Origin of the sequence: Pantoea sp. AS142, assembly GCF_037152305.1 — a bacterium.
In the GTDB taxonomy this organism is placed as follows: domain Bacteria; phylum Pseudomonadota; class Gammaproteobacteria; order Enterobacterales; family Enterobacteriaceae; genus Pantoea.
The window spans coordinates 37593-55885 of the sequence record NZ_JBBCMO010000004.1; the positions used below are offsets into that span (position 1 = coordinate 37593).

General features: G+C 56.3%; 15 protein-coding genes. 11 read left to right on the forward strand and 4 right to left on the reverse strand.

From position 1 onward, the window contains the following. Positions 1–10: 10 nt before the first annotated feature. Positions 11–1300, forward strand: coding sequence for a DUF445 domain-containing protein (locus WFO64_RS09635; protein WP_337011125.1), 1290 nt, complete (start codon positions 11–13; stop codon positions 1298–1300). Positions 1301–1407: 107 nt separating this feature from the next. On the opposite strand, the gene WFO64_RS09640 is transcribed toward WFO64_RS09635, so the two are convergent. Further along, entirely contained in the window at positions 1408–2253 is an 846-nt protein-coding gene (locus WFO64_RS09640) for a BtpA/SgcQ family protein (RefSeq protein WP_337011127.1), read from the reverse strand. A 29-nt stretch (positions 2254–2282) separates the two neighbouring features. On the opposite strand from WFO64_RS09640, the gene WFO64_RS09645 reads away from it, so the two are divergent. Beyond that, entirely contained in the window at positions 2283–3164 is an 882-nt protein-coding gene (locus WFO64_RS09645) for a PfkB family carbohydrate kinase (RefSeq protein ID WP_337011129.1), read from the forward strand. Here WFO64_RS09645 and WFO64_RS09650 read toward each other — a convergent pair. Beyond that, a complete protein-coding gene (locus WFO64_RS09650; protein ID WP_337011131.1) occupies positions 3157–4107 on the reverse strand; it encodes an ABC transporter substrate-binding protein in 951 nt (316 codons plus the stop codon). The two genes, WFO64_RS09645 and WFO64_RS09650, sit on opposite strands and share 8 nt — an antisense overlap. Before the next feature lie 324 nt (positions 4108–4431). Between WFO64_RS09650 and WFO64_RS09655 the strand changes: the two genes are divergently transcribed. The 6 genes from WFO64_RS09655 (at position 4432) to WFO64_RS09680 (ending at position 10561) form a co-directional block, all read left to right on the forward strand. After that, positions 4432–5454, forward strand: a complete 1023-nt coding sequence (locus tag WFO64_RS09655) for a LacI family DNA-binding transcriptional regulator (protein WP_337011133.1) — start codon at positions 4432–4434, stop codon at positions 5452–5454. Between the two features lie 376 nt (positions 5455–5830). Next, positions 5831–6577 carry an ATP-binding cassette domain-containing protein gene (locus WFO64_RS09660; RefSeq protein ID WP_337011509.1) on the forward strand — a complete coding sequence of 249 codons (747 nt, stop codon included), beginning with the start codon at positions 5831–5833 and terminating at the stop codon, positions 6575–6577. A 22-nt stretch (positions 6578–6599) separates the two neighbouring features. Next, on the forward strand, positions 6600–7601 hold the full coding sequence (locus WFO64_RS09665) for an ABC transporter permease (protein ID WP_337011135.1): 1002 nt from the start codon (positions 6600–6602) through the stop codon (positions 7599–7601). 3 nt (positions 7602–7604) lie between these two features. Then, positions 7605–8684: a phosphotriesterase family protein gene (locus WFO64_RS09670; RefSeq protein WP_337011137.1), complete on the forward strand. Its 1080-nt coding sequence runs from the start codon at positions 7605–7607 to the stop codon at positions 8682–8684. 12 nt (positions 8685–8696) lie between these two features. After that, a complete protein-coding gene (locus WFO64_RS09675; protein ID WP_337011139.1) occupies positions 8697–9452 on the forward strand; it encodes a glutamine amidotransferase in 756 nt (251 codons plus the stop codon). Next, complete coding sequence (locus WFO64_RS09680) at positions 9452–10561, forward strand: M20 family metallopeptidase (RefSeq protein WP_337011511.1); 1110 nt, start codon at positions 9452–9454, stop codon at positions 10559–10561. Before WFO64_RS09675 ends, WFO64_RS09680 begins: the two co-directional genes overlap by 1 nt. Before the next feature lie 336 nt (positions 10562–10897). Here the strand turns inward: WFO64_RS09680 and lptG are convergent, their stop codons facing one another. Both lptG and lptF read right to left on the reverse strand, forming a co-directional pair. Continuing rightward, a complete protein-coding gene (gene lptG, locus WFO64_RS09685; RefSeq protein ID WP_337011141.1) occupies positions 10898–11974 on the reverse strand; it encodes an LPS export ABC transporter permease LptG in 1077 nt (358 codons plus the stop codon). Then, positions 11974–13074: an LPS export ABC transporter permease LptF gene (gene lptF / locus WFO64_RS09690; protein ID WP_337011143.1), complete on the reverse strand. Its 1101-nt coding sequence runs from the start codon at positions 13072–13074 to the stop codon at positions 11974–11976. The genes lptG and lptF overlap by 1 nt, the downstream gene beginning before the upstream one ends. 268 nt (positions 13075–13342) lie before the next feature. Here lptF and pepA point away from each other — a divergent pair, with 268 nt between their 5' ends. The 3 genes from pepA to WFO64_RS09705 all read left to right on the forward strand — a co-directional run bounded on the left by pepA (position 13343) and on the right by WFO64_RS09705 (position 18239). Next, on the forward strand, positions 13343–14854 hold the full coding sequence (pepA, locus tag WFO64_RS09695; RefSeq protein WP_337011145.1) for a leucyl aminopeptidase: 1512 nt from the start codon (positions 13343–13345) through the stop codon (positions 14852–14854). A 65-nt stretch (positions 14855–14919) separates the two neighbouring features. Further along, a complete protein-coding gene (locus tag WFO64_RS09700) occupies positions 14920–15378 on the forward strand; it encodes a DNA polymerase III subunit chi (RefSeq protein WP_337011146.1) in 459 nt (152 codons plus the stop codon). 5 nt (positions 15379–15383) lie between these two features. Further along, the gene (locus tag WFO64_RS09705) at positions 15384–18239 is read left to right on the forward strand and encodes a valine--tRNA ligase (protein WP_337011148.1); all 2856 of its coding nucleotides are present in this window, start codon (positions 15384–15386) and stop codon (positions 18237–18239) included. The last annotated feature ends 54 nt before the right edge of the window (positions 18240–18293 follow it).

Sequence of the window (18293 nt, forward strand, 5' to 3'; positions counted from 1 at the left end):
AGATCAGGATATGGATAAACAACACGAACTGAAACGGACAAAACGTCTGGCGCTGCTGTTACTGCTGCTCGCCGCCGCGACTTTTATTGTCACCCTTTTTCTGCCGCCCGGCTTCTGGGTCAGCGGCGTCAAAGCAATAGCGGAAGCCGCGATGGTCGGCGCGCTGGCGGACTGGTTTGCCGTGGTGGCGCTGTTCCGGCGCGTGCCGGTGCCCTTTATCTCGCGCCATACCGCCATCATTCCGCGCAACAAAGATCGTATCGGGGAAAACCTCGGGCGCTTTGTGCAGGAGAAGTTTCTTGATACCGACTCGCTGCTGAATCTGATTCGCCGTCACGATCCCTCAAACCTGCTGGCACAGTGGCTGAATGCGCCGGGCAATGCCGACCGCGTTGGCCGCCATCTGCTCCAGGTCATGCGCGGCTTCCTTGACCTCACTGATGACGCACGGATCCAGACCTTTATGCGCCGCGCGGTGCATCGTGCGATTGATAAGGTCGATCTCAGTCAGACCAGCGCCCTGCTGCTGGAGAGTTTGACGAAAAACAACCGTCATCAGGCGCTACTGGACGCGGCAATCGAGCAGCTACTGAAACTGCTGCATAAGCCCACTACCCGCGAGTTTATTGCCCTGCAGCTGGTGCGCTGGCTGAAACGCGAGCATCCAATCAAAGCCAAAATGTTGCCGACTGAATGGCTGGGCGAACACAGCGCCGAGCTGGTGGCGAACGCGGTCGATTCGCTGCTGGATGATGTGTCGCTGGATCAGGGCCATGAGCTGCGCCTTGGCTTTAACCGGGCGGTAGACAAGCTAATCGTTAAGTTGCAGAACGACCCGGAAATGGCCGAGCGCGCCGAGGAGATTAAAGGCTGGCTGAAAGAGGATGCGTCGTTTAACCGCTACATCGGTGAGCTGTGGAATGACATGCGTAACTGGCTCAAGGCGGATCTTAGCAGTGATGATTCCCAGGTGCAGGAGAAAGTACGCGGTGCGGCATTATGGCTGGGCGAAACCCTGGCGGCCGACCCGGCGCTGCGTGACTCCATGAACCAGCATCTGGAACAGGCCGCGCGCAGCGTTGCGCCGGAGTTTGCCAGCTTTTTGACGCGTCACATCAGCGACACCGTGAAGAGCTGGGATGCGCGCGACATGTCGCAGCAGATCGAACTCAATATCGGCAAAGACCTGCAGTTCATCCGCATCAACGGCACGCTGGTCGGCGGCACCATCGGGCTGATTCTCTATCTGCTCTCGCAGATTCCGGCAGCGCTGCCGATGGTGAAAGGCTGGCTGGTCTGAGCCAGGTGCGGCATGTTGTGCGCCGCACTTTACGGGGCTGACGTAAACAAAAAACCTCGCCTCACCCGCGGGTTTTTTTGTTGTCTGCGCCAGGTAATAAACGGCGGCTACGCTTGATCCAGCGCAACCTGCGCCACGGCCATAAAATGTTTTACCCTGTCCCGATCCACATCGTTCCACCAGACGCCATCCACCTTGAGCGCGCTGGCCACAATCACGGCCTGGGTACGCGCCAGAATCTGGCAGACGTTGACGGGCGTAACGCCCGAACCCACCAGCAGCGGTAAGGCGGTGGCGGCACGGATCTCGTCGATTTCGTCCAGCGTAGCGCTGTCACCGGTGCGCTGTCCGGTGGCAATAACTGCATCGGCTTCAAAAAAATCGACATCGCGGGTCAGTTCCTGAATGGAGCGGTCGGCCACAATCGCATGGCTGCCGTGTTTAACGTGGCTGTCGGCGAACACCCTGATATGTTCGGCGCGCAGCTGGCTTCGGTAGCGCAGCGCTTTCGCGGCTGCCCCTTCAATAAAACCTTCGTTGGCGATATAAGCGTTAGCCCATTGATTAACGCGGATAAAATCCGCCCCGCCCGCCAGCGCGGTAGCAAAAGCGGGTAATGCTGCGTTTGCCAGCACGTTAATGCCCAGCGGCACGCCGAAACGTTCGCGCACTTTTTCCGTAATCACCGCCATTAGCGCCGGCGTTTCCGGGCCAATATCTTCAGGTTTTGAAAAAGGAATATCACCATGATTTTCCACAATCAGACCGTGAACGCCGCCGAGAATATAATTTTCTGCGTCACGTAATGCGCGATCAATTATCGCGCTGACGGGTTTGCCGCGATATTTTGGCGACCCCGGAAAGGGGTCACAGTGAATGACGCCAATAACAGCTTTAGGACGGGAAAATATCGCTTGTATTGCATCAATTTTTTCTGCTGAGATAGCAACCATCGTTTCTTTATCCTGTTCAGGAAAACACTATGCGTGTTTATGTGGCTGGTAATATTACTGTTGATGAAACCTGGTCTGTTTCAGATATTCCGGCTAAGGGTGCCTCTGTTCATGGTTATCAACGTTCGCAGGATATCGGCGGTAAAGGCGCGAATCAGGCGATAATTTTATCCCGTTGCGGCATTGAGACGTATTTAATTGCCGCGACCGGTCATGACAGCAATGGAAAATGGATCCGTCAGCAGCTCATGAACGAGCCAGTGACGTTACTCCCCACCCAACCCCTTACTGCGTTGAGCGACACCTCGCTTATTCTGCACAGCGCTGATGGCGATAATGCCATTATTACCAGTACAACGGCGGCAGATGCGCTGGATATCCATACACTTAGCCACCATCTTGCCGGCGCGCGTCCGGGCGATCTGCTCGTGCAGCAGGGCAATTTCTCGCCCGAGAAAACCCATGCGCTATTTAGCCTGGCCAAATCCCTTGGCCTTATCACCGTCTTCAACCCCTCGCCAGTGCACGTCGGTTTTGTCTCGTGCTGGCCGCTGGTGGATATTGCGGTGGTGAATCAGCACGAAGCGCAACAATTGCAACCCCGCGCGGTTAAAACGGTAGTGATCACGCTCGGCAGCGCAGGTGCCTGGCTGACTCAGGGCGACCAGCGAACATTTTCCCCGGCGCAACCCGCCAATGCCGTAGATACCACCGGCGCAGGTGATACTTTTCTTGCCGTGATGCTGGCTTCGGCGACCCTGCGTGGGGGTGGAGTTGATAAGTTAGCACTTACTCACGCCAGTCATGCCGCTGCGCTGACCGTCAGCCGTCATGGGACACTTCAGGCCTTCCCCACCGCAGAGGAACTCGCCGCGCTGCTCCATACAGGCGGCGAGTCAGCGATTACTTAAACATCGCGCGGTAGCTGTCCACGTTGGCTTTGGTTACCACCGTGGCCGGCACCAGAATGGTTTTTGACACGGTTTTGCCCGACGTAAGCGCGTTCAGGGCTTTTACCGCTTCTTCACCCATCTTTTTCGGATCCTGCTGCAGCACGGCCGTGACATAACCGCCATCAATGCCGCTAATGGCTTTTGACGTCAGATCCCAGCCAAAGACTTTGATGTCCTTCTGACGCCCCTGGTTTTCAACGGCAGCAATCGCACCCAGCAGTGCCGGTTCACCGGTCGCATAGATGGCGGTTAAATCCGGGTTACCGGTGATCAGGTTTTCTGCCGCCGTCATCGCGCTATCCTGCACGTTCTGGCCATCAACCACGTCCGCCACGGTGATGCCCGGATTGCTCTTAATGGTTTCTTCAAACCCTTTCTGACGCTGGTTCTGCACGGCCGAATTCAGCGCGCCCACGATGCCCAGTCGTGCTTTGCCACCCCCATTTTTCGCCACGTAGTCGACAAAATATTTACCAATAATTTTGCCGCCCTCCAGGTTATCCACGCCCACCTGTGCTGCCTGAGGGCCCGCCGGTAATACCGAATCAATCGCAATCACCGGTATTTTAGCGGCGGCCGCTTCTTTTATGGCTGGCATAATACCGTTGACGTCAATCGCGTCCACCATAATGCCCTTCACGCCCTGTTGAATATAATTTTCGATCGCATCGTTTTGCGACACGGGATTATCGTTGGCATTAAAGATCACTAAATTTTTACCGCTGGCTTTCGCTGCTTCCTGTGCACCCTTATTCATCTGATTAAAAAACAGGGCCTGCTGATTAATCTGAACCAGCGCGTAGGTGGTGGCGGCTTGCGCCAGTGAAAATAAAGAACCCGCAGACAGTAAGCCGGTTGCCAGCGCAACAGCACGCAGTTTTCTGGTGTTAAATGCCATCATCTTAAAATTCCTCGTCGGGAATGAGCGATAACCAGTCGATCTCCGCATCGAAATGCAGAGGGATTATTGTTGGCGGGCAAATATCGTAGAAATGGCTGCTTCAGCCAGGACCTGAATAATCGACTTTCTGCACACCGTCCATTATGGTGCACGTGTGAAAGGGATTAATCGGGTTGGGGAGTGACTCCCGGGTAATGCGGTAAACTGCCTTTAACATTCGCTTCTGGCTAAATTTTGTCAAGCGATTATTTTATCGTCAGCGGTCATGCAAAAAACTGTATTCGCTGCGCGCAACTGTGTTACTGATAGCTTATTCCGGGCAAGATGGCAGGTGATATGAGTAAAAAACGGGTGCTGTTATCCGATGTTGCAGCGCTGGCCGGACTGTCAAAAGCGACCGTATCCCGCTATATGAATCAAAGTATTATGCTGCCACAAGAGACGATTGACCGCATCGAAGCGGCGATTCGTCAACTGGATTATCGCGGTAACAGCCTGGCACGCCGCCTGAGCAAGGGCGGCAGCGAAACCCTGGGGCTGGTGCTGCCCGATATCACCAATCCCTTCTTTGCCGAACTGGCAGATGCCGCCGAAGAAGCCGCCTCTGCCCATGGCTACAGCCTGGTGCTGTGCATTACCCGAAACCATCCAGACAAAGAGAGTCAGTTTATCCGCTGGCTGGATACCTGCCAGGTGGACGGCCTGCTGTTTACCACCAACCATCCTGATAACGGCCTGTTACGCAAAGAAATTAACCGCCACCAGCGCATCGTGCTGCTGGATGAGGACATTCCTGGTAGCGTGGTGCCCAAGATCTTTGCCGACAATGTTCAGGGTGGCCGGATTGCTACCGAAAACCTGATCGCCGCAGGTCACCGGCATATTGCCTTTGTTGGCGGGCCGGATGAACTGATGAGCGTGCGAGAGCGCTATCAGGGCTTTTGCACCGCGATGGAGCAGGCCGGCCTGCATGTCCCGCCCGAATGGGTGATGTACGGTGAATACCAGCGTAAGTTCGGTGAACAGGCGCTGGAACGGCTATTTAGCCGCGCTGAGCGCCCTACCGCCGTCTTCGCTGCCAGTGATTATCTGGTGCTGGGACTGATGGATGGCCTGCGCGCGCGCGGACTTAAAGCTCCCGAGGCGTTGTCGCTGGTGGGCTTTGATGACGCGACCTATGCCGACTTTACCCAACCCCGTATTTCAACCATCCGCCAGCCCGCACGGGAGCTGGGCCGCACGGCGGTCCAGATCTTGTTGCGCATTCTGAATGACGACCTCCCCGTTCCCGCCGAAACCCGCCTGCCGGTAGAATGGGTGGCGCGCGATTCAATACAAATATATTAACAACGTCCCAGAATGGCGCAAAAGCGCACAGCTTTGGCGCAAATAATGAGCTTTTAAATTTCGCCTGGTTATATTAAGTAAACCGGTTTACCTAAAATTAAATTTTAAATGTTTTTTATTACAGTTAGTTAGACCGTGAGTGTAGCGCCTATTCACAGGCTGGCACGGAAGCTGCAACGCCGTATCCGGCAAACAAATATCGTTGTAGCGTGTTGTTCTGTGTGTTGTCACAAAGGTTTTGTCTTGCAGGTAAACCGGTTTACAAGGGCGTAAACCGTGCCGGATAACGCCTTTTTGCATGCAGAGTAACTGTCCCGTTAGCGGTGATGGGAGTGATCACATGCAACAAGCACAAACTGCCCTGACACGGGTAGAGATGGTGAATATTACCAAAACTTACGGCGCGATACGGTCTCTGCGCGGCGTAAACCTGCAACTGGCCCCGGGTGAAGTGCTGGGCCTGGTGGGCGACAACGGCGCGGGTAAATCCACACTGACCAAGGTGCTCTCAGGTGCAGTCGTGCCTACCAGCGGCACGATTCGTATTGATGGTGAGGACCAGCATTTCAGTAACCCGGCGGATTCACGTCGCTGCCATATCGAGATGGTTTATCAGGACCTGTCGCTGTGCGACACCGTCGATGTGGCAGGCAATCTGTTTATGGGACGTGAGCCGATGAAGTCCATTCTTGGGATTCCGTTTCTGGATGAAGAGCAAATGCACGCTGACGCACGGGAGATGCTGAAAGGCCTGGGGATTTCTATCCCGGACACGCGGTTGCTGGTGCGCAATTTATCTGGCGGGCAGCGCCAGGCGATTGCCATTGCGCGTGCTGCCGCCTTCGATCCCAAAGTGCTGATCATGGATGAACCCACCGCCGCGCTGGCCGTCGCTGAAGTGGAGGCGGTGCTGGAGTTGATCCGTCGGGTGTCGGCACGTGGCGTGAGTGTCATCCTGATCACTCATCGCTTACAGGATCTGTTCCTGGTCTGCGATCGCATTATGGTGATGTACGAAGGCACCAACGTGGCGGAACGCCGGGTGGCCGAAACGGATCTGACCGAGATCGTCAATTTGATCGTGGGTGAGAAATTTGTCGCCCGCTCGGCCGCAGCGCACTGAGTGAGGTAACAGGATGACGATTATGAATCTGAACAGTTCCCGTATGGCACAGCACTCGTTGCCGCGTCGCCTTCTGCACAACCACTCTGGCGTGGTCAGCATCGCGCTGTTTTTTGTGTTCTGCTGCGTGGTGTTTTCGCTGATCACCGGCAACTTTCTCAGCAGCACTAACTGGCTGAATATTATTCGCCAGAGTGCGCCGCTGCTGATCGTCGCCACGGCGATGACGCTGGTGATTACCACGGGTGGGATCGATCTTTCCGTGGGATCGACGCTGGCACTGGTCGGTGCCCTGTCCGCGATCGCCTTGAATAACTGGGGCCTTCCCTGGCCGGTAGTGTTGCTGGGCGGCTTGCTGCTGGGCGCACTGGTCGGTGCCATCAACGGCTTCTTTATCGCCTATGAAGGCATTCCAGCCTTTATTGTCACGCTGGCGACGCTGGCGGTGGTGCGCGGCGTGGCGCTGCTGATCACCCAGGGCTACTCCATTCCCATCCCTGCCGACAGCCTGTTCGCCTTTATGGGACGCGCCTGGGTGCTGGGCGTTCCGATGCCCGCGCTGATTGGGATGGTGGTGCTGGTGGTCGGCCATATCGTGCTGAACCATATGCGTTTTGGTCGCTATGTTACGGCGATTGGCGCGAATGCAGAAGGCGCGCGCCGTAGCGGGATTAACACTAAAGCCGTGACCATGAAGGTCTACATCATCAGCGGCATGGCGGCGGCGCTGGCGGGCATGATCATCACCGCCCGTCTGGGCAGCGGCTCTTCTAACCAGGGCGAAGGCTTTGAGCTGCAGGTTATCGCTGCAGTGGTGCTGGGCAGTACCAGCCTGTTCGGCGGCTTCGGCACCGTTATTGGCACGCTGTTAGGCGCGTTGTCGATTGCCATTATCCAGAATGGCCTGATTTTGTCGCATATCTCCCCGTTTTACACGCAGATCGCCACCGGTACGATTATTCTGCTGGCGATCTGGCTGAACACCCGCATTCTCAACCCGACGCGATCGGCGGCAAAAGGATAGCGTATGAAACATTCCATTTTTCGCCATCCCGATCCGCTGCCGCTGGGCATCAGCAGCGGCTATGTGATGACTGTGCTCGGCCCGCTGCCGGTGAGTGAAATGGGCGTAACGCTGATGCACGAACACATTCTGCTGGATGCCTCCGGCAAATGGGTGCCGCCCTGCTGCTGTAGCGATCGTCATCTGGCGGAGATGCCGGTCAGCATTCAAAACCTGGGCGAACTGTCACTCAATCCGCTTATCAGCCGCGATAACTGTCAGCTGTTTGATGTGGATCTGGCGATTGAAGAGCTAATGAAGTTCCGGGCGCTGGGCGGCGATACGGTAGTAGATCCCACTAATATCGGTATTGGTCGCGACCCAAAAGCCCTGCAACGGATCTCGCGCCTGACCGGGCTGAATATCATCATGAGCACCGGGCTGTATCTGGAACCGTCACATCCGGACTGGATGAAAACGATCAGCGTTGAAACGCTGACCGACAAGCTGATTTACGACCTGGGCGGCAGAGAAGACAAACCCGACGTGCTGGCAGGACTCATCGGCGAGATTGGCGTGTCCAGCCGCTTTACCCCCAATGAAGAGAAATCCCTTCGAGCTGCAGGCCGTGCCAGTGCTGCGACAAGCGTACCGATTGAGGTGCATCTGCCCGGTTGGGAGCGTTTGGGCCATCGGGTGCTGGATATCCTTGAAGAAGAAGGGGCTGACCTGCGCCATGTCGTGCTGTGCCACATGAACCCAAGCTTTGCGGATAAGCGTTACCAGCACGAACTGGCGCAGCGCGGAGCTTTTCTGGAGTACGACATGATCGGCATGAGTTATTACTACGCCGATGAATCTGCGCAGTCACCGTCCGATGAGGAGAATGCCCGTGCTATTCGCGAGCTGATCGATGACGGCTTTATTGCACAGATTTTGTTGTCGCAGGACGTGTTCCTGAAAACCATGCTAACCCGCTACGGCGGTCACGGTTATGGCTACATCCTTAAACATTTTGTTCCGCGCCTGAAACGCCACGGCGTAAGCGGCGAACAACTTGAAACCTTACTGATTGCTAACCCACAGCGCGTTTTTGGTGGGTAAGGGAGAACCGCAATGCAGAAGAAAATTTTACTGGTCGGCGAGTCCTGGACCAGCACATCCGTTCACGTCAAAGGCTTCGATCAGTTTGCCACCGCCACCTGGCATAATGGCGCAACCGACTTTATGGCGGCGCTGGCCGACAGTGATTATGCCATCACCTACATGCCTGCCCATGCCGCCGCCGCCGAGTTTCCGCTGACGCTTGACGGGCTCCAGCAGTGGGACGCCATCATTTTGTCCGACATCGGGGCCAATACGTTGCTGCTACATCCGGATACCTGGCTGAAGAGCCGGCGCACGGCGAACCGCCTGACGCTGATCCACGACTATGTAGCCGCGGGTGGCGCGCTGATGATGATTGGCGGCTACTTTAGTTTTCAGGGTATCAATGGCGGCGCGCGCTATCGTAACACGGCAGTTGAGAAAGTGCTGCCGGTGCGCTGCCTGGCGTGGGATGACCGCATCGAAACGCCTGAAGGCGCTTATCCCAGCATGACTGAATCCCACCCGCTGTTCACCGATATGCCAGACAAATGGCCGTGGTTACTGGGTTATAACGAAGTGGAAATGCATCCTGAAGGCAAACTGCTGGCGACGATTGCCGGTACGTCACATCCGCTGCTGGCGGTGCGCGAGTATCAGCAGGGTCGCTCACTGGTCTGGACCAGCGATATGTCTGCGCATTGGCTGCCGCAGGAATTCGCCCAGTGGCAGGGTTATCGCCAGCTGTGGATCAACTGCCTGGACTGGTTAACGGTGCGCGACTGATGAGCCAGAGTCAGACACTGGCGCAGCAGCTGCTGCGCTTTGACACCATAAACCCACCGGGTAATGAAGCGGCTTGCATGCACTTTTTGGCGAACTGGCTGGTGGAACATGGCTTTGACGTCACCTTGTCCCCCTTCGGTAAAAATCGCCTGAACCTGATTGCCAGTCTGCCTGGCAGTCAGCCCGGACCGAAGCTGGCGTTTACCGGCCATCTGGATACCGTACCGCTCGGCAATGCTGACTGGCAGTACGATCCTTACGGTGAAAGCGTGGGGGACAAACTTTACGGGCGCGGATCGAGTGACATGAAGGCCGCCGTAGCGGCCTTTGCCGTCGCCTGCGTGACGCACCAGCAGACGATTCAACAGGGTTCTGGTGTTGTACTGTTGATCACTGGCGGGGAAGAGACGGGCTGCGACGGCGCGCGGGCGCTGATTGACGCCAATGACCTGCCCGAGGTGGGCGCATTGATCGTCGGCGAGCCTACCGCCAACTATCCGGTTATTGGTCATAAAGGCGCGCTGTGGCTTCGCTGTGAAACCCGGGGCAAAACGGCGCACGGCGCGATGCCTGAGCTGGGCATTAATGCCATTTATCTGGCGGCGGAGGCACTGGGCAAAATTCAGCATTTCTCACCTGGCGCACCACATCCGCTGATGAAGCAGCCGACCCTTAACGTCGGACGCATTGCAGGCGGCCTGAACATTAACTCAGTGCCCGATCGCACGCAGTTTGACGTGGATATCCGTAGCGCACCCAATCTGCAGCACGCGGCCATTCGTCAGCAACTGACAACTTTACTGGGAGACAGCGTAACGGTGACTACGCTGGTGGATCTGCCTGCGGTGCTGAGCGAAGACAACCAGGCCTGGATTAAGTCTGTTTATCAGCACTGTCAGGCGTTACATGACGCCCCGCTGACACCGCGCATTGTCCCCTACTTCACTGATGCGTCGCTGTTGTTGCCCGCGCTGGGCACGCCGCCCTGCATTATCCTCGGTCCTGGCGAGCCATCAATGGCACATCAGACCGATGAATACTGCCTGCTGAGTCGGTTAGCGGAAGCGGAGGTGCTGTATGGTGCATTGATTAATGACTGGATGAGGTGATGGAGGCATAACGCATACGTTGAGCGGCGTCATTCCCTGGCACTTGCCGTCCAGCCTAATGGAAAAGCAGGCTGGGCACCTCAGCAATACTTTTCCCTGCTCAGTTCCCATCAGGCTCTCTGCCGGAAAACCTGTTGCGCGCAGGAACTGACGGTCAGCCCCGGTGAGCAGGTTAGTGTAATGACCTCGCTGAACGGCTGGTACTGGGCAGAACGCGTATCGGACGAGTGCGCCCGGGTGCCTGTGGAAGGTATCAGACGGCTGGACCACTAAACTGGCGCCCGGTGTTTGCCATGAAAAAGGCCGCCCCGGAGGCGGCTTTTTTCGGGATAAAGATCAACGCCGCTTTATCAACATAAACATACTGATCGCGAAAAACGCAAAGCTTGGCAGAATCGCCCCCAAAATCGGCGGCAAGCCGTAAACCAGACTCAGCGGGCCAAAAATCTGGTCCAGCACGTAGAACAGGAAGCCAAAGCTGATACCGGTTACCACACGGACACCCATCGACACGCTACGCAGCGGACCAAAGATAAACGACAGCGCCATCAGCATCATCACCGCTACGGACAGCGGCTGGAAAATCTTGCTCCACATATTCAGCTGATAACGTCCCGCTTCCTGCCCACTCTGCTTCAGATATTTACTGTAGCTATGCAGACCGCGAATCGACAATGCGTCGGGATCCAGCGCGACCACACCCAGCTTGTCCGGCGTCAGATTGGTTTTCCATTCGCCACTCAGGCTCTGTGAACCGGTAATCTGCTTCGGATCGGTGAGGTTAGACTCATCAACCTGTGACAGCATCCAGCGCTTTTTAGCCGCATCCCAGGTCGCCGTCGCCGCGTAACGTACGCTCTGCAGACGACGCTGATCGTTAAAGCTGTAGATGCTGACGCCATCAATTTCGTTGTCGCCTTTAATGCGCTCAATAAAGATAAAGCTATTGCCATCTTTCGCCCACAGACCATTCTGCGTCGACACCAGTGCGCCGCCGTAAAGCTGCTGCGCCCGGTAGTTACGCGCCATCTGCTCGCCTGACGGCGCTACAAACTCACCAATCGCCATGGTCAGCAGCACCAGCGGAATCGCGGTTTTCATCACCGACAGCGCCACCTGCATGCGGGTAAAGCCCGCCGCCTGCATCACCACCAGCTCACTGCGCTGCGCCAGTGCGCCCAGTCCCAGCAGCGCACCCAACAGGGCCGCCATTGGGAAGAAAATCTCAATATCTTTCGGCACGCTGAGCAGGGTGTAATAACCGGCACTCAGCGCGCTGTAGCTGCCCTGGCCGGTTTTACGCAGCTGATCGACGAACTTGATGATGCCGGAGAGCGACACCAGCATGAACAGCGTCAGCATGATGGTATTAAAGATGGTTTTACCGATATAGCGGTCAAGTACGCGAAACATCAGACCGACCCTCCGCGGGTAAAGCGGGCGCGAATCCGACGCATCGGCACCGTATCCCACAGGTTAAGGAGTACCGCCAGCACCAGATAACTGATATTCACCACCCACATCCAGATCGCCGGATCGAGCCGCCCTTTCGCGCCGCTCGACTTCAGCGAGCTTTGCATCAGGAAGAAGATCAGATAGAGCAGCATAGCGGGCAGCATCGACAACACGCGACCCTGACGTGGATTCACCACGCTGAGCGGCACCACCATCAGCGCCATCACCAGCACCGCAAACACCAGTGTCAGACGCCAGTGCAGCTCGGACTGAAACTCAGGTGTCTTATTCGCGAACAGATCAGTCAGACTCGCCTGCTCTGCATCATTAGGATCGAGCGTTGCCGCTTTATAACCCACGATTGCCTGATAGTTGGTGAAGTCGGTGATACGGAAATCACGCAGCAGTGCCGTGCCCTCAAAGCGGGTGCCTTTATCCAGCGTCACCACCTGCGAGCCATCTTTATGCTGCTCCATGTGACCACTGTCAGCCAGTACGACTGAAGGCCGCGCGTTACCTTTTGGCCGTAACTGCGCCAGGAAAACGTTACCAAACTGGTTGCCCTTCACATCCTCAACAAATAGCACGGCACTGCCGTCACTGGAGGTCTGGAACTGGCCGGCGGCCATCGCCGCCGCCCCCGGATTCGCTTTGGCGTTTTGCGTGACTTCATCCTGATAACGGGATGACCACGGCCCCAGCCAGATGACGTTCACAGCCGCCACCACCGAGGTAAACAGCATCAGTACCATCGCTGCTTTAACCAGTACGGCCTTACTCAGGCCGCAGGCGTGCATCACCGTAATTTCACTTTCCGTGTAGAGCCGCCCCAGCGTCATCAGGATCGCCAGAAACAGACTTAAGGGCAGTATAAGTTGTGCCATTTGAGGCACACCGAGTCCTAACAAGGTCAGAACGAGGTTTGTCGGCACTTCGCCATCCACCGCGGCTCCCAGGATCCTGACTAACTTCTGACAAAAGAAGATGAGAAGCAGGATAAACAGGATAGCCAGCTGGCTTTTGAGCGTTTCCCGAACCAGATATCTAATGATGATCACGCTTAGTACGCCTGTGAAAACTTGTCTTTTTGCAGGAAAATCGCTAGTTTCAACGCTTATCAGCCATTTTTCTTCATCAATGGCCGTTGCCGTAGCTAAAATTGTATGAAAAACGCGTCCGGGTGGTGAAAAAACAACATCTTGTCACCCTGATTCATTATGACCTCCAGCGGCAGAATGTCATGCTGCGACAATGAATAAATGGGTCATTAGCGCGCTACATTCTAGCGGCAGCCGCGGCCGTTGTCTTTAAGATTCAGGAGAGTGCATGGAGTTCAGTGTAAAAAGCGGAAGCCCGGAAAAACAGCGCAGCGCCTGCATTGTCGTTGGCGTTTTCGAACCGCGTCGTCTGTCACCGATTGCCGAACAGCTGGATAAAATCAGCGATGGCTACATCAGCGCCCTGCTGCGCCGCGGCGAACTGGAAGGGAAAGTGGGCCAGACACTGCTGCTGCATCATGTGCCAAATATCCTGTCTGAGCGAATTCTGCTGATTGGCTGCGGTAAAGAGCGTGAGCTGGATGAACGCCAGTACAAGCAGGTCATTCAGAAAACCATTAATACGCTGAACGACACCGGCTCAATGGAAGCGGTCTGCTTCCTGACTGAGCTGCATGTCAAAGGCCGTAACACCTACTGGAAAGTGCGTCAGGCGGTGGAGACCTCAAAAGAGGCGCTCTACAACTTTGACCAGCTCAAGAGCAACAAAGCGGAGCCGCGTCGTCCGCTGCGTAAGCTGGTCTTTAACGTGCCGACCCGCCGTGAACTGACCAGCGGCGAACGGGCGATCCAGCATGGATTAGCGGTTGCCGCCGGTATGAAAGCGGCTAAAGATCTCGGCAACATGCCACCTAATATCTGTAATGCCGCCTATCTGGCGTCACAGGCGCGACAGCTGGCTGATGCGTTCGGTAAAAATGTGACCACCCGGGTGATCGGCGAACAGCAGATGAAAGAGCTGGGCATGAACGCCTATCTCGCTGTCGGTGCCGGATCGCAAAACGAATCGCTGATGTCAGTGATCGAATACAAAGGCAATCCGGATGCTGATGCGCGCCCGATTGTGCTGGTGGGTAAAGGGCTGACCTTTGACTCCGGCGGCATCTCCATCAAGCCTGCCGACAGCATGGACGAAATGAAGTATGACATGTGCGGCGCGGCCGCTGTCTATGGCGTGATGCGTATGGTGGCTGAGCTAAATCTGCCGCTGAACGTAGTTGGCGTGCTGGCCGGCTGTGAAAACATGCCAGATGGCCGCTCGATGCGTCCGGGCGACGTGCTGACCACCATGTCTGGCCAGACGGTTGAAGTACTGAACACCGATGCTGAAGGCCGCCTGGTCCTGTGCGATGCACTGACCTACGTCGAACGTTTCGATCCGGAAGTGGTGATTGACGTGGCGACGCTGACCGGTGCCTGCGTCATTGCGCTGGGTCATCACATCAGCGGCCTGCTGTCGAACCACAATCCGCTGGCGCATGAGCTGATCAGCGCATCGGAACAGTCAGGCGATCGCGCCTGGCGTCTGCCGATGGCGGATGAGTTCCAGGATCAGCTGGAGTCCAACTTTGCCGATATGGCAAACATTGGTGGCCGTCCGGGCGGCGCGATTACCGCTGCCTGCTTCCTGGCACGCTTTGCCCGCAAATATAACTGGGCGCACCTGGATATTGCGGGTACCGCCTGGCGCTCCGGCAAGGCCAAAGGCGCCACCGGACGTCCGGTGCCGATGCTATCGCAGTTTCTGTTGAATCGGGCAGGATTGAACGGCGACGACTAAGCGCCCTCTTTTCTGACAACAGGGGCGGATCTGATTCCGCCCTTGATCTTCTGATGAGCAAACCGATGAAAAACGCAACCTTCTACGTGCTGGAAACCGATGCCCCGAGCGATGGCCTTAGCGCCATTGAAGCGCTGGTGTGCAATCTGGCGGAAACACGCTGGCGGGCCGGAAAGCGAGTATTGATTGCCTGCGAAGATGAACAGCAAGCCATTCGTCTCGACGAAGCGCTGTGGCAACGACCGGCAAACGCCTTCGTGCCGCACAACCTGGCGGGCGAAGGCCCGCGCTACGGTGCGCCGGTCGAGCTGGCCTGGCCACAGCGTCGCGGCAGTTCCCAACGTGACCTGCTGATTAGCCTGCTGCCCCACTTCGCAGATTTTGCTACTGCTTTCCATGAAGTGATAGACTTCGTTCCTTACGAGGACGCTCTCAAACAACTGGCGCGCGACCGCTACAAAGCGTATCGCAGCGTTGGATTCCAATTGAATACGGCAGCGCCACCACAGCCGCAAACGACATAGCAGAAATGGAAAAGACATATAACCCGCAAGATATCGAGCAGCCGCTTTACGAGCATTGGGAAAAGCAGGGCTACTTCAAACCTAATGGCGACACCCGCCAGGAAAGCTTTTGCATCATGATCCCGCCGCCGAACGTCACCGGTAGCTTGCACATGGGTCACGCCTTCCAGCAAACCATCATGGATACCATGATCCGTTACCAGCGCATGCAGGGGAAAAATACCCTGTGGCAGGCCGGTACTGACCACGCGGGCATCGCCACGCAGATGGTAGTTGAGCGCAAGATTGCGGCTGAAGAGGGCAAAACGCGCCAGGACTATGGCCGCGATGCGTTCATCGACAAAATCTGGCAGTGGAAAGCAGAATCTGGCGGCACCATTACCCGCCAGATGCGTCGTCTGGGCAATTCCGTCGACTGGGAGCGCGAGCGCTTTACCATGGACGAGGGTCTCTCCAACGCCGTTAAAGAGGTGTTCGTTCGCCTCTATAAAGAGAACCTGATCTACCGTGGCAAACGCCTGGTGAACTGGGATCCTAAGCTTCGCACCGCCATCTCCGACCTGGAAGTGGAAAACCGCGAGAGCAAAGGCTCAATGTGGCATATCCGTTATCCGCTGACTGACGGCGCAAAAACTGCCGACGGTAAAGATTACCTGGTCGTTGCCACCACCCGTCCGGAAACCCTGCTGGGTGATACCGGCATCGCCGTTAACCCGGAAGATCCACGTTATAAAGATCTAATCGGCAAATTTGTGATGCTGCCGCTGGTAGAGCGTCTGATCCCCATCGTGGGCGATGAACACGCCGACATGGAAAAAGGCACCGGCTGCGTCAAGATTACTCCGGCGCATGACTTCAACGACTATGAAGTCGGTCGTCGTCACAAACTGCCGATGATCAACATCCTGACCTTCGACGGCGATATCCGCGACCGTGCTCAGGTGTATGACACCAATGGCGAAGCCAGCGATGCCTGTTCCGATGTGATCCCGGCGGCTTTCCAGAACATGGAACGCTTCGCGGCGCGTAAAGCGATTGTTGCCGCTGTCGATGAACTCGGCCTGCTTGAAGAGATCAAACCCCACGATCTGACCGTGCCTTACGGCGACCGTGGCGGCGTGGTTATCGAGCCGATGCTGACTGACCAGTGGTATGTGCGTACCGCACCGCTGGCGAAAGTCGCGGTTGAAGCCGTTGAAAACGGCGACATCCAGTTTGTACCGAAGCAGTACGAAAACATGTACTTCTCCTGGATGCGCGATATTCAGGACTGGTGTATCTCCCGTCAGCTCTGGTGGGGTCACCGCATCCCGGCGTGGTATGACGACAACGGTAACGTCTACGTCGGCCGCACCGAAGACGAAGTGCGCGCCGAGAATAACCTGGCCGCCGATGTGGCGCTGCGTCAGGATGATGACGTGCTGGATACCTGGTTCTCCTCAGGCCTGTGGACCTTCTCCACCCTGGGCTGGCCGGAAAACACCGAAGCGCTGCGCACCTTCCATCCGACCAGCGTGCTGGTCAGCGGCTTCGACATCATCTTCTTCTGGATTGCCCGCATGATCATGCTGACCATGCACTTCATCAAAGATGAAAACGGCAAACCGCAGGTGCCGTTTAAAACCGTCTACATGACGGGTCTGATCCGCGATGAAGAGGGTCAGAAGATGTCGAAATCCAAAGGCAACGTGATTGACCCGCTGGATATGGTCGACGGTATTTCGCTGGAAGCGCTGCTGGAAAAACGCACCGGCAACATGATGCAGCCACAGCTGGCTGAGAAGATTCGCAAACGTACCGAGAAGCAGTTCCCGGACGGCATCGAGCCATCGGGCACTGATGCGCTGCGTTTCACCCTGGCGGCGCTGGCTTCAACCGGTCGCGACATCAACTGGGATATGAAGCGCCTGGAAGGGTATCGCAACTTCTGTAACAAGCTGTGGAACGCCAGCCGCTTTGTGCTGATGAACACCGAAGATCAGGATTGCGGACAGAATGGCGGCGACCTGACGCTGTCGCTGGCGGATCGCTGGATCCTGACCGAGTTTAACACCACGGTGAAAGCGTACCGTGAAGCGCTGGATAGCTACCGTTTCGATATCGCGGCTAACCTGCTTTATGACTTCACCTGGAACCAGTTCTGCGACTGGTATCTTGAACTGACCAAGCCTGTGATGAACAGTGGCACTGAATCTGAACTGCGCGGTACGCGTCATACGCTGGTTCAGGTGCTGGAAGCGCTGCTGCGTCTGGCGCATCCGATCATTCCGTTTATCACTGAAACCATCTGGCAGCGCGTGAAGGGGCTGAAAAATATCAGCGACGACACGATTATGCTGCAGCCTTTCCCGCACTACGATGCGGCGAAAGAAGATGCCGAAGCGAAAGCGGACATTGAGTGGATGAAGCAGGCGATCGTGGCGGTGCGTAATATCCGTGCCGAGATGAACATCGCGCTGAGTAAACCGCTGGATGTGTTGCTGCGTGATTGCTCCCCTGCGGCGCTGCGTCGCGTTGAAGCCAACCGCAACTTCTTGTCGCGCCTGGCGCGTCTGGAAAGCCTGACCATTCTGCCTGCGGGTGAGAAAGGCCCGGTGTCGGTGACCAAACTGGTTGAAGGCGCAGAGCTGCTGATCCCGATGGCGGATCTGGTGGATAAAACCGCCGAGCTGGAGCGTCTGGCGAAAGAGCTGGTTAAGCTGGATGTGGAAATCGAGAAGATCGAGACCAAGCTGGCGAACGAAGGCTTTGTTTCGCGTGCGCCGGAAGCGGTGGTAGCAAAAGAACGCGAACGCGTGACAGAACTGCAACAATCAAAAGCAAAACTGATTGAACAGCGGGCAGTGATTGCAGCGCTCTGATTAACCGATCGCTCTGCTCTGAGAAAACCCTGCGCTTCGGCGCGGGGTTTTTTA